Consider the following 12,341-nt stretch of genomic DNA (forward strand, 5'->3'; position numbering starts at 1 on the left):
TGCGCCGTGCGCCGGTCGTCGCTGACCGGCAGGCGGCTGGTGTCCGGCCGCTCGTTGCTTCGGCCCTTCGGTGGGGCCCTGTCCTGCCGAGACCCCATCTTTGCACTTGTGGGCGGCCGAGGAGACGCCGGGCCGCTGTCTGGGACGTCTGATGCATCACGTCGGGAGGTCGCGGCCGTCCCCGCCCGCGCGTATTTCGTCAAGGGCGTAACGCCTGCCCCGCCGGGAGGACTCCGGGTGTGCGGCGACCAGGGATGCCGGGTGCGCGCCGAGGGCGGCGGTCCCGGGCGTGCCGTGACGAGGGCGGCCCCGGGTGCCGTGGCACCCGGGGCCGCCCTCCGTGTGCGCCTCGTGGGCGCGGGGTGTGTCAGCCGAGGTCGCCCGCGGCGGTCAGCTCCGCGAGCCGTACCAGAGTGCGGATCGCCGAGCCCGTGCCGCCCTTCGGCGTGTACCCGTAGGGCGCCTGCTCGTTGAAGGCGGGGCCGGCGATGTCGAGGTGGGCCCAGGTGATGCCCTCGCCGACGAACTCCTTCAGGAACAGACCGGCGACCAGGCCGCCGCCCATCCGCTCGCCCATGTTGGCGATGTCCGCCGTGGGGGAGTCCATGCCCTTGCGCAGGTGCTCCGGCAGCGGCATCGGCCAGGACTCCTCGCCGACCTCGTCGGCGGCCTCGTGGATGGCGGCGCGGAACGCGTCGTCGTTCGCCATGATCCCGAACGTGCGGCTGCCGAGCGCCAGCATCATCGCGCCGGTCAGGGTCGCGACGTCCACGATCGCGTCCGGGTTCTCCTCCGACGCCGCCCACAGCGCGTCGGCGAGGACCAGACGGCCCTCGGCGTCCGTGTTGAGGACCTCGACGGTCTTGCCGCTGTACATGCGCAGCACGTCGCCGGGGCGGGTCGCCGACCCGGACGGCATGTTCTCGGCCAGGGCGAGCCAGCAGGTGACATTGACCTCCAGACCGAGGCGGGCGGCGACCACGACCGCCGCGAAGGCCGCCGCAGCGCCGCTCATGTCGCACTTCATGGTCTCGTTGTGGCCGGCCGGCTTGAGCGAGATGCCGCCCGAGTCGTAGGTGATGCCCTTGCCTACGAAGGCCAGGTGCTTGCTCGCCTTGGGGTGCGTGTACGACAGCTTCACCAGGCGGGGGGCGGAGGCCGAGCCCGCGCCGACGCCGAGGATGCCGCCGTAGCCGCCCTTGGCGAGAGCCTTCTCGTCGAGCACCTGCACCTTGAGGCCGTGGTCCTTGGCCGCGGTCTGCGCGATGGCCGCGAAGGCCGCCGGGTTCAGATCGTTCGGCGGCATGTTGATCAGGTCGCGGGCGCGGTTGAGTTCCTCGGTGACCGCGACGGCGCGCTCGACGGCCGCCTTGTACGCCTTGTCGCGGGGCTTGCCGCCGAGCAGGGCGACCTCGGCGAGCGGGGCCTTGCCGTTCTTGCCGTTCTTGGCGTTCTTGCCGTTCGTGGCGGCGTTCTGCTTGTACGTGTCGAAGGAGTACGCGCCCAGCAGCGCGCCCTCGCCGATGGCGCCCGCGTCGGCGGCGTCCGTGATCGGCAGCGCGAAGACGGCCTTCTTGGAGCCGGCGAGCGCGCGGGCCGCCGAGCCGGCGGCCCGGCGCAGCGACTCGGCGGCGTAGGCCTCGTCCTTCTCCGGCGCGGCACCGAGGCCCACCGCCACCACGACGGGAGCCTTGAAGCCGGAGGGTGCGGGCAGCTTCGTCACCTCGCCCTCGGCACCCGAGGCGCCCAGGGTCTCCAGGACGGCGGCGAGCTTGCCGTCGTACGCCTGGTCCACGGCCTCGGCGCCCGGTGCGACGACCGGGCCCTCGGCGCCCTTCGCGACACCGACCACGATCGCGTCGGCGCGCTGGCCGGCCGCCGCGGCGGTGCTGAGAGTGAGAGCAGTCACGGTGGTGAAATCTCGCTTCCAATTGAGTTTCGGTGGCCGAACGGGATGGGGTCGACCGGCCCGGGCACCGACCCTAGATTGCTCCGATCGTTCGGTCTTCACCTGGGCAGGGAAACACCCGCCACGAGCCTACGCGCGGTGGCGCATTTCGCCTTGCCGAGGGTGCTCACCCGTCGGTGGCGCCCCGCCGGACCGCGGGTGCCGGGCGTGCCCGTCCTGCTTGTGCTGCTCGCCGGGTGCGCCACCGCACCGACGGCAAGCGGGCCTCGGGCAAAGTCCGTTGGCGGCCGCGTCCCGGCGTGGCCTGGCAGCGGCGGCTCTGCGGGAGCCTCGATGCCGGGCGCGCCGAAACGGGGGCGGCGGCCACGGCATGGACGCGGTCGGCCGAGCGGAGCCTGCCGGGACGCCAGGCGGTCAGCCCAGGGACAGCACGATGAGCGCGGTCGTCGCGGCCGTTTCCGCGAGGCCGCCGAAGACATCACCGGTCACCCCGCCGAGCCTCCGGGTGCAGTGACGCAGCAGCAGTTCCGCGGCGGCCACCGCGACCACCACCGAGGCCGCCGTGCGGACGGCGCCCCAGGGGCCGAACAGCGCGCCCCCGGCCGCCGCCGCCACCGTCACGGCGAGCCCCACCACGAGCGCTCCGCCCACCGGAACCACCCCCGCGACCGCGGCCCCCAGCCCCTCCGGCCGCGCGGCCGGCACCCCGTCGCGCGCGGCCAGCGTGAGGGCGAGCCGCGCGGCGGTCGCCGAGACGACGGCGGCCAGCAGGCCCCGCGTCCAGGAGGCGCCGTACGCCTGCGCGAGGGCCGCCACTTGGGCGAGCAGCACCAGCACCAGGGCGGTCACGCCGAACGGCCCGATGTCCGACTGCTTCATGATCCGCAGCGCGTCCTCGGCGGGCTTCCCGCTGCCCAGCCCGTCCGCGGTGTCGGCGAGCCCGTCCAGATGCAGCCCCCGGGTCAGCACGGCCGGTGCGGCGGCGCCGGCGACGGCGGCAGTCAGCGCACCCGCGCCCAGCAGGAGCAGGACCGAGCCGAGCAGTCCGGCGAGGACTCCGACCACCACACCTGCGAGCGGCGCGCACACCATGCCGCCGCGTGCGGCCCGCCGGTCCCAGCGGGTCACCGTGACGGGCAGCACCGTGAGGGTGCCGAAGGCGAAGCGGAGGCCGTGCAGGCAAGGGGTCTTGGACACGGCCGAAGGGTACGGGACCGGTGCGGCCGTGCCTCCGTCGGGCGGATGAGAACAGGCGGGTTCGGGCCCGCCGCGGGCACACTTGCCGCATGGGCCACTGGCTGGACCGCAACATCGTCGAACCGGGCAAGCTCCCGCTGCTGCTCGCGCTGGGCTCGTTCGTACTGACGTTCGTGGTCACCCGGGTCGTCACCCGTCTCATCCGTGCGGGCAAGGGCCCGTTCGGCAACGTGAGCGCGGGCGGTCTGCACGTCCACCACGTCGTCCCCGGTGTCCTCCTCGTCGTGGCCGGCGGTTTCGGCGCGCTCGCCAGCCGCCACGGCCCGGGCTCCGGTGTGTGCGCGGTCCTCTTCGGTGTCGGGGCGGGCCTCGTCCTGGACGAGTTCGCCCTGATCCTGCATCTCGCCGACGTCTACTGGACGGAGGAGGGCCGCAAGAGCGTCGAGGCCGTCGTGCTCACGGCTGCCCTGGGCGGCCTGGTCCTCGGGGGCTTCGCGCCCTTCGGCGTCAACAACCTCTCCACGGGAGAACTGCACGACCGCGCCACCGTCATCGTGAGCGTCGGCGCGAACTTCCTCTTCTCGCTGCTCGCCCTGTGCAAGGGCAAGGCCCGTACCGCGCTGTTCGGCGTGATCGTCCCGCTGATCGCCGTGATCGGCGCGGTACGGCTGGCCCGGCCCGGCTCCCTGTGGGCCAGACGGTTCTACCGCCGCCGGCCGCGCGCCCGCGCCAGGGCGGGCCTGCGCGCATACCACCACGACCGCCGCTGGGCGGCCCGCAGCCGCAGACTTCAGGACTGGATCGGCGGCAGGCCCGACTCGCAGGACACCCGGGTGCCCCAGCGCCAGTGACGGCGCAGCGCCGACACCCCGCACAGCGCCAGCACCGCGGCGATCGCGGCGATGTGCTCCTTGCCCGCGAGGTTCTCCTTCAGCAGGAGTTCCCCGGCCATCGCCGCGGTCACCAGGCCGCCCGTGACGTACGCCCGGTACCGCCAGCACAGATACAGCGCCAGCCCGATCACCGCCGCCGACGGACCGGTGTCGACGACCTGCGCATCCGACGCGGGCAGCCCCAGTGGATGGTGGGGGCCCAGCTCGATCCCCACGCGCGCGTAGAGCGTGCCGGCCAGCGTGGCGACGTAGGCGATGCCGAGCGTGCGCCACCAGCCCAGGCAGATCTCGGCGATGCCGAACACGCACAGGATCTGTAGCAGCGCCCCCCACACCGGCAGGTCGAGGGCCGGTACGAAGAGGGAGAGCGGGGTCCGCAGCAGCGCCCGCCCGAGCGGCTCCTCGGCCCGTACGGACCCGATGAGCTGCACGAATCCGAAGCCCCACGACCGGTTCTGCGTGAACTGGAGGACCGACGTCAGACACACGGCCGCGAGCGTCATCGGCACCGCCCGCCAACTCCGCCGCTCGAGGGCCTGGCGCACGGTGACGTACAACGGTCCCCATTCGGCGCGGACCAGGCGGGCGAGTGGGTTCATCCCGCGTTCCTCATCGTCCGGCGCTCCTCATCTGTGTGACTCCAGGTGCTTGCGGTGCAGCCATTTCGGCAGTCCCGGAGCCTCCAGGAAGCCCTCGGCGCGCGCCGAGGCCACCCCGATGCGCAGCAGGTCCGCGCTCTTCTCGAAAAGCAGGAACCGGGGCTCCCAGATCGGCCGGTACTTCGCGTTGGCCCGGTACAGCGACTCGATCTGCCACCAGCGCGAGAAGAAGCTGAGCAGTGAACGCCACAGCCTGAGCACCGGTCCGGCGCCGAGGCGCGCACCACGTTCGAAGACGGACCGGAACATGGCGAAGTTGAGCGACACCTGGGTGATCTCGATCTCCCGGGCGCGGCGCAGGAGTTCGATGACCATGAACTCCATGAGGCCGTTGTCGCAGTCGCGGTCGCGCCGCATCAGGTCGAGCGACAGCCCGCGCGGTCCCCAGGGGACGAAGGACAGCAGCGCCCGCAACCGGCCCTCGGCGTCCGCGCACTCCAGCATCACGCACTGCCCGTCCTCCGGGTCGCCGAGCCGTCCGAGCGCCATGCTGAACCCGCGCTCGGTGGCCCCGTCCCGCCAGTCGTCGGCCTTCTGCAGCAGGAACGCCATCTCGTCCGCGGGGATGTCCCGGTGGCGCCGGATGCGCACCGTGTACCCGGCGCGCCTCACCCGGTTGCAGGCCTGGCGGACGGCGCGCATGGCCCGTCCGTCGAGGGTGAACTCGCCGACCTCCACGATGGCTTCGTCACCGAGTTCGAGCGCGTCCATCCCGTGCCGCGCGTACACGGTCCCGGCCTCCTCGCTCGCGCCCATCACGGCCGGGATCCAGCCGTGCGCACGGGCCTCGGCGAGCCAGGGCTCGATGGCACCGGGCCACGCCTCGGGGTCGCCGAGCGGGTCGCCGGAGGCCAGCGAGACTCCGCCGACGACCCGGTAGGCGACCGCGGCCTTGCCGGTGGGCGACCAGATCACGCTCTTCTCGCGGCGCAGCGCGAAGTACCCGAGGGAGTCCCGTTCGCCGTGCCGGGCGAGCAGCGCCCGCAGCCGCTTCTCGTCGTCCTCGGTGAGAGGGTCGACGGCGCGCCGGGAGCGGAAGGCGGCGTACAGCACGGCGAGGACCAGCAGCGTGCTGAACACGTTGATGGTGACGTTGACCCAGTTCGGCGTGGAGATGCCGGGGTGGTGCGACTCGTCGGCGGCGACCGAGACCAGCCGCAGGGTGCCGTAGCGCCACCGGTCGAGGAAGGTCGAGCGGTGCGGGTCGTGCGCGGCGTTGGTGACGGTCACCAGGAGCGCGGCGAGCAGCGAGGAGGCGAGCAGGCCGCCGAGGGCGACCACGGCGGCGAGCCGGGGGTTGGAGCGGTCGCCCTTGGCGTAGAACTCGCGCCGCCCGACGAGGAGGGCGCCGACGAATCCCGCGGTGAGCACCAGGGAGACCCAGTTCTGCGCGTACTGCCGGATCTCCGGGAAGGTCATGGCGAAGGCGAACAGCAGCAGGAACGGCCCGCCGAGCACGAGGTTGAGGATCCACGCGGCCCGCTTGCGCCGCCGCATGGTCACGGCCAGGAACATCGTGAAGACGCCGGAGGCGAAACCCGCGGTCAGCAGGTACGGGGTGAAGAGGTTCTCCTGGTTGTGCCGCCGTACGTCCTGGCCGAGGGAGACCCATACGGCGGAGAGGAAGTTGATGAAGGTGACGGCGCGCAGGTACCAGACGGCGCATGCGGCGGCCCGCCGGGGAGCCCGACCGGGCCGCCGCGCCTCGCTCCCCGGCCGGACCGTGCGCTCCTGTTCCGCGGTAAAACGGGCATCTCCCATGAAGGGTGATGATATGGGGCGGTCGGGTGTGTACGGGGGAGCGGTGGGAGGCGGAATCCGGTCGCTGCCGCGGGTGCCGGCCGCTCGTGGCGTCCGGGCGCTCGCCGGGCCCCGGCTCCTCGGCCGGCCGTTCCCGGCTGCTCCTCCTACTCCTCCGACTCCTCGCCCCCGGCCTCGGTGGACTTCTCCGGAAGCTCCGCCGCCAGCGCGGCGGCGGCCTGCACCAGCGGCAGCGCCAGCAGCGCCCCGGCCCCCTCGCCGACGGTCATACCGTGGTCGAGGAGCGGCTCCAGCGCCATCCGGTCCAGCGCCTTGGCCTGCGCGGGCTCCCCGCTGTTCTGCCCGGCCAGCCACCAGTCCGGCGCGCGGAACGCGATCCGCTGCCCGACCAGCGCACACGCCGCCGACACCACCCCGTCCAGGATCACCGGGGTCTTGCGCACGGCGCACTGGAGCAGAAAGCCCGTCATCGCGGCCAGATCTGCCCCGCCGACCGCGGCGAGCAGCTGCAACTGGTCGCCCAGCACCGGCCGGGCCCGCCGCAGCGCGTCCCGTACGGCCGCGCACTTGCGCATCCACGCCAGATCGTCGATCGCGAAGCCCCCGCGCCCGGTCACCACGGACGCGTCCGTCCCGCACAGCGCGGCGATCAGCACGGCCGCCGGAGTGGTCCCGCCGACGCTCACATCACCGAGGACCACCAGGTCGGTCCCGCTGTCCGCCTCCTCGTCCGCGACCGCGACCCCCGCCCGGAACGCCGCCTCCGCCTCTTCGGGCGTCAGCGCGTCCTCGACGTCGATGCGTCCGCTGCCGCGCCGCACCCGGTGGCGTACGACGTCCTCGGGCAGCTCGTCCGGATCGCAGTCCAGCCCCATGTCGACCACGCGCACGGGCACGTCCAGCTGCCGCGCCAGGATCGACGCCGGGCTCGCGCCCTCCAGCGCCGCCCGCACCAGCCGGTCCGCGGTGCCCGCCGGCCGCGCGGACACACCGAGCGCGGCGATGCCGTGGTCACCCGCGAACAGCACCACGCGCGGTCGCTCGATCGGCCGCACCGGTACGGCGGACTGCGCGGCCGCCAGCCACTCGCCCAGATCGTCCAGGCGGCCCAGTGCCCCGGGCGGCACGCTCTGACGCTCCCTGCGCGCCTCCGCGTCGCGGCGCACCCCGCCGTCGGGGCGCTCGATCAGATCGGTGAAGTCGTCGAGATTAAGCGAGCTCATTCGCCGAACAGTACCGGCCCCGATCAAGAGCCGAGGCGCCACGTCGACGGCACGTCATTGCACCCCTGACCGGTGTCCCCTACATACCTTTTGGGCATGTATGGTCGCGCACCCCGCGGTCACGGCCGTACGCCCTTGTCGCCGTCGCCCCCTGACCCCTGCCCCAGCCGTCACCCCGTCGCCCCCAGGAGCCGCCCATGCGCCGCACCCCGCGGACGGCTGCCACGCGCCTCGCCGAGAGCCCCGGCGAACCCGCCCCGGACACCGGCCGGTTGCCTGAGCCACGCCGCGAAAACTGCCCGTGGTGCGGCTCCCCGCGGCTGCGCGGCCGACCGCGCACCCGGCTGGGAACCCCGGACCCGGCGCGGCCGGGCATGTGCGGCGTCGACGAGTGCCGGGACTGCGGCCACGTCTTCCGCAACCCCCGCCCCACCGCCGAGGAACTCGCCCGCCACGACCACGAGGTCGCCGAGGGCCGCCGGGGACGCGACCGTTTCGCCGCGCGCCTCCTCGGCGCCCGCGTGAGCGCCCGGCGCCACCGGGCCGCGGCCCGCGCGCTGGGGCCCCACGCGGAGCCGGAGAGCTGGCTCGACGTGGGCACCGGGCAGGGCCACTTCTGCGAAGCGGCCAAGGAGACGCACCCGTACACGTCCTTCGACGGACTCGATCCCACCCGCCGCGTCCACCGGGCGCGGGTCGCGGGCCGTGTCGAGGAGGCCCACCGCGGACACCTCACCGACGCCTCGATCCTCACGCGCCTGCGTTCCCGTTACGACGTCGTCAGCATGATCCACCACCTGGAGCGCACCCCCGACCCGCGCGCGGAACTGCGTGCCGCCCTGACCGTGCTGCGCCCCGGCGGCCATCTGCTCGTCGAAGCCGCCGACCCCGGCTGCGCCTCCGGCCGGCTGCTCGGCACGTGGTGGGTCCCGTACCGCCTGCCACACCACCTCCACCTCGTGCCGCAGGCCAACCTGCTGGCCGAACTCGAGGCCCTGGGCTGCGCGATCGTCGCGGCCACGGCCCCAGCGGCGGACCATACGCCGCCGCGGCTCATCCGCTTGTCGAACGCCTACCGGGTCATCGCACGCAGACCCCTGTCACCCGCATAACCCGGGCCGGACCCCCGCCGCCCGCACACACCGGTACACCGGCCGACCGCCGCCACCCGCCCAGCGCGGGCCGGACCCCCGTCACTCGCGCAGCGTCAGCGCCTGCCCGGCCACCACCAGCAGCACATGCTCGCACTCCGCCGCCAACGCCGCGTTCAGACGGCCGAGTTCGTCGCGGTAGCGGCGGCCGGAGGCCGTGGCCGGGACGATGCCGGAGCCCACCTCGTTCGAGACGGCGACGACCGTCCGGCGGGTTCCCCGCACCGCCGCCGCCAGTTCCTCCACCCGCGCGCGCAGCGCCCGCTCACCGCCACCCGCCCACTCCGCGTCGTCCCACGCGTCCACCGCGTCCATCGCGTCGGTCAGCCACAGCGACAGACAGTCGACAAGCAGCGGCGGCCCGTCCTCCTTCAGCAGCGGTACGAGGTCACAGGTCTCGGTGGTGCGCCAGGACCCGGGCCGCCGCTCCCGGTGCGCGGCCACCCGAGCGGCCCACTCCGCGTCCCCGCCCCGCGACCCGCCCGTCGCCACGTACAGCACGTCCGGGAACGCCTCCAGACGCCGTTCGGCCTCCACCGACTTGCCCGAGCGCGCCCCGCCCAGCACCAGCGTGCGCCGTGGCACGTCCGGGACCTCGTCGTACGCGCCCACGGCCAGCGTCGTCCCGTCGGGCACCGCCCGCGCCCCCGCCGCCGCGAGCCGTCGCCGCAGCTCGGCGCCCGGCGGCACATCGTGGTCGAGGTGGACGGCGATGACGTCGGTGGTCGCCCCGAGTGCCCCCACCGCCCGCAGCTTGGCCAGCGCGTCCGGCCGCCCCACCACATCGGCGACCACCATGTCGTACGACTCCACCGGCCCCTCGAGCCCCGCGGGCGCCCCGCCCGGCGGCAGATACAGCAGCCGCAGCCCGTCCGGGCCCGTCACCGCGTAGCCCGTGCCCGGCGCGTCCATCGCGAGCGCCCGCACCCGATGCCCGGTCAGCAGCGCCAACTCCCGCCCGTCCGGCACCCGTCCGGGCTGCGGCAGGCCCGCCGGGACCTCCACCGGGGGCCCCTCGTGCGGGTGCGTGAGCAGCACCTGCCGCACCCCGGCGAGCGAGTGCCCGGCGCGTGCGGCGGCGAACGCCGCACCCGGCGTCAGGTCCAGCAGCAGCGTGCCGTCCACGAGCAGCGCGGTCGCCGCGCGCGCCTCGGGGCCGAGCGCACGCGCGCAGGCCGCGCAGGGACAGTCGGGGCGGGGGAGTCCCGCGGGGGCACCGGTGCCGAGCAGAGTCAGTTCCACGGACCCGATTTTCCCGGGTCGGCGCAGGTCTTGCGCGTCCGGCTAGGCTCGGGACAGCGGCCGGACCAAGATCCGGCCTGTGCTCTGCATGTGCTCACATCTGGGAGGCGTACATGGCGGCATGGACGTGGCGGTTCGAAAAGACCGACGGGGCGGAGGTCCAGCCCGCGGTCGTGCCCGAGGATTTCACCACGCAGGGGGACGCCGAGTCCTGGATCGGGGAGCACTGGAGGGAACTGCTCGACGGCGGCGCCGACCAGGTGCGGCTGTACGAGGACTCCACGGAGATCTACGGGCCGATGAGCCTGCACGCCGAAGAGTCGTAGCCGTGGCCGCGAGGGCGGGCGGGGACCGCACGGCCCGCGCCCGCCCTCACCCCGCTACTGCTCGCTCAGGGTGATGCCGACCGTCCTGCGGACGCCCCTCCGGGTGTATGTGAGGGTCGTCCGCTGCCCCGGCCTGTCGCCGGCGAGCGCCTCGGCGAGTGAGGTGATGGTGGTGATACGCCGGTCACCGAGCCCGACGATGACGTCCCCGGTCTTCAGGCCCGCCTTGTCGGCCGCGCCGCCCGGCTGGACGTCGACCACCGCGACCCCGATCGGCCGGTAGCCGCCGTTCACCACCGTGCGGCCGGTGATGTCGAGTGCGGCCCGCCCCGAGTTGGTGACCCGGCCGCTCTTGATGATCTGGTCGGTGATCCGCTTCACCTGGGACGCCGGGATCGCGAACCCGATACCGGGCGCCGCGCCGTTGCCGAGTCCGGGGTCGACCGCGGCGAGCGTGGGGATGCCGATGACGTGGCTGTTCAGATCGACGAGTGCGCCCCCGCTGTTTCCCGGGTTGATCTCCGCCGAGGTCTGCACCATGTTCGCGAGGGTCGCGCCCGCGCCGCCCTGGTCGCCCCCCTCGCTGACGGTCCTCCCGGTCGCCGACACGATCCCGTCGGTCACGCTCGACGAAAGCCCGAGCGGCGAGCCCATGGCGAGGACGATCTGCCCCACCTCGACCTTGGCGGAGTCGCCGAAGACGGCCGGCCGCAACCCCGCCGGCATCCGGTCCAGCCGGATGACCGCGAGGTCCTGCTGCGGGTACGAGAAGACGAGGCTCGCGGTGATCACCTCCTGACTGTTGGCGGTGATCACCTTGAAGGTCTTGTAGTCGCTCACCACATGCGCGTTGGTGACGATGTGTCCCTTGCCGTCGTACACCACGCCGGAGCCCACGGCATCGCCGGCCTGGAGCTGCACCACCGACGGCAGCACGTTTCTGATGACCCGCTGGTAGTCGCTCTGGAGCTCGTTGGCCCTCGGGACAGAGGTGGCCGCCCGCGCGCTGGTCGGGCCCTCCTTCCCGCCCGGCGGTCCTGGGTCGGTGCAGCCGACGGGCAGCACCAGGCACCACAGCAGGAGCGGAACGCACCGCCGAACGGCACGGGTACGGGAAGCGTCCATGCCCCGAGTCTCGCCTCGGGAGGGCCCTACGGCTTTTCCTGCGCGTCCGAACGGGGCCGGCCCCGGCTCAGCCGCGCACTCCGCACAGATGCAGCAACGCGGCCACGCCCCGGTAGGGGTCCGTACGCCCCGCCCGTTCCTCCGCGGCCAGCAGACGGTCCACGTCCTCGGGCAGCGGTGCCTCGTCGGGCGCCGTGTCCGTGAAGACCCGCACCCCGTACCAGGCGTGCAGCGGGGCCCCGATCCCGGCGAGCGTCGCGGTCAGCGTCGCCAGCCGGTCGGCCCGTACGGCAAGGGCCGGCCGGGACGGGAGTCCCTCCGCCGGCACGGAGTCGGCAGCGGGTGAGCGAGCGGTGGTGTCGAAGGAGGCGAGCGCCGCCCCCCAGTCCCCGGACAGCCCCGGACGCATCGCCAGCGCGTCCCCGTTCCGTACGAGCAGCGACAGCAGCCCCCCGGGCGCGAGCATCCGCGCAAGCCCCGCCAGCAGCGGATCGGGCTCGTCCACGTACATGAGCACCCCGTGGCACAGGACGACGTCGAAACTGCCCGGCAGGAAGTGCACTCCCGTGTCCCGGCCGTCCCCCTCGATGATCCGCGTCCGCTCCCGGATGCCCTCGGGCTCTTCGGCCAGGGCCTCGCGGGCCACGGCGATCATCCTCGGGTTCTGTTCGATCCCGGTGATCCGGTGCCCCGCCCGGGCCAGTCGCAATGCCTGGGTGCCCTGGCCCATCCCCACATCGAGCACCCGCAGCCGCTGCCCGACCGGGAACCGCCCGGCTATCTGCTCGTCGAGCTGCCGGGCCACCAGCGTCTGCCGGACGACATCACGCAGGCCGCCCGGCTCGTTCGGCCGGG

General features: G+C 73.9%; 11 protein-coding genes. 3 read left to right on the forward strand and 8 right to left on the reverse strand.

The genetic code is table 11. The annotated features are described in order from the left end of the window. Positions 1-367: 367 nt before the first annotated feature. Both ABZ823_RS11495 and ABZ823_RS11500 read right to left on the reverse strand, forming a co-directional pair. A complete protein-coding gene (locus ABZ823_RS11495; protein WP_361657152.1) occupies positions 368-1,909 on the reverse strand; it encodes a leucyl aminopeptidase in 1,542 nt (513 codons plus the stop codon). Between the two features lie 414 nt (positions 1,910-2,323). Continuing rightward, entirely contained in the window at positions 2,324-3,106 is a 783-nt protein-coding gene (locus ABZ823_RS11500; RefSeq protein ID WP_361657155.1) for an adenosylcobinamide-GDP ribazoletransferase, read from the reverse strand. 89 nt (positions 3,107-3,195) lie between these two features. Between ABZ823_RS11500 and ABZ823_RS11505 the strand changes: the two genes are divergently transcribed. Continuing rightward, on the forward strand, positions 3,196-3,957 hold the full coding sequence (locus ABZ823_RS11505; protein ID WP_361657158.1) for a hypothetical protein: 762 nt from the start codon (positions 3,196-3,198) through the stop codon (positions 3,955-3,957). Here ABZ823_RS11505 and ABZ823_RS11510 read toward each other — a convergent pair. The 3 genes from ABZ823_RS11510 to cobT form a co-directional block, all read right to left on the reverse strand. Next, positions 3,897-4,598, reverse strand: a complete 702-nt coding sequence (locus ABZ823_RS11510; protein ID WP_361657161.1) for a hypothetical protein — start codon at positions 4,596-4,598, stop codon at positions 3,897-3,899. The two genes, ABZ823_RS11505 and ABZ823_RS11510, sit on opposite strands and share 61 nt — an antisense overlap. Before the next feature lie 27 nt (positions 4,599-4,625). Continuing rightward, positions 4,626-6,419: a phosphatidylglycerol lysyltransferase domain-containing protein gene (locus ABZ823_RS11515; protein WP_361657164.1), complete on the reverse strand. Its 1,794-nt coding sequence runs from the start codon at positions 6,417-6,419 to the stop codon at positions 4,626-4,628. A gap of 146 nt (positions 6,420-6,565) precedes the next feature. Beyond that, complete coding sequence (cobT, locus tag ABZ823_RS11520; RefSeq protein WP_361657167.1) at positions 6,566-7,642, reverse strand: nicotinate-nucleotide--dimethylbenzimidazole phosphoribosyltransferase; 1,077 nt, start codon at positions 7,640-7,642, stop codon at positions 6,566-6,568. Between the two features lie 197 nt (positions 7,643-7,839). Between cobT and ABZ823_RS11525 the strand changes: the two genes are divergently transcribed. Then, positions 7,840-8,754 (forward strand): class I SAM-dependent methyltransferase, encoded by a 915-nt coding sequence (locus tag ABZ823_RS11525; RefSeq protein WP_361657170.1) that lies wholly within the window; start codon positions 7,840-7,842, stop codon positions 8,752-8,754. Between the two features lie 81 nt (positions 8,755-8,835). Here the strand turns inward: ABZ823_RS11525 and ABZ823_RS11530 are convergent, their stop codons facing one another. Then, complete coding sequence (locus ABZ823_RS11530) at positions 8,836-10,035, reverse strand: bifunctional adenosylcobinamide kinase/adenosylcobinamide-phosphate guanylyltransferase (protein ID WP_361657173.1); 1,200 nt, start codon at positions 10,033-10,035, stop codon at positions 8,836-8,838. A gap of 113 nt (positions 10,036-10,148) precedes the next feature. Here ABZ823_RS11530 and ABZ823_RS11535 point away from each other — a divergent pair, with 113 nt between their 5' ends. Next, entirely contained in the window at positions 10,149-10,361 is a 213-nt protein-coding gene (locus ABZ823_RS11535; protein WP_361657176.1) for a hypothetical protein, read from the forward strand. 54 nt (positions 10,362-10,415) lie between these two features. On the opposite strand, the gene ABZ823_RS11540 is transcribed toward ABZ823_RS11535, so the two are convergent. Further along, positions 10,416-11,486 carry a trypsin-like peptidase domain-containing protein gene (locus tag ABZ823_RS11540; RefSeq protein WP_361657179.1) on the reverse strand — a complete coding sequence of 357 codons (1,071 nt, stop codon included), beginning with the start codon at positions 11,484-11,486 and terminating at the stop codon, positions 10,416-10,418. 67 nt (positions 11,487-11,553) lie between these two features. Beyond that, positions 11,554-12,291, reverse strand: a complete 738-nt coding sequence (locus ABZ823_RS11545; RefSeq protein ID WP_361657181.1) for a methyltransferase domain-containing protein — start codon at positions 12,289-12,291, stop codon at positions 11,554-11,556. Positions 12,292-12,341 lie beyond the last annotated feature (50 nt).

The organism is Streptomyces sp. NPDC047079 (assembly GCF_040643755.1).
Taxonomy (GTDB): domain Bacteria; phylum Actinomycetota; class Actinomycetes; order Streptomycetales; family Streptomycetaceae; genus Streptomyces.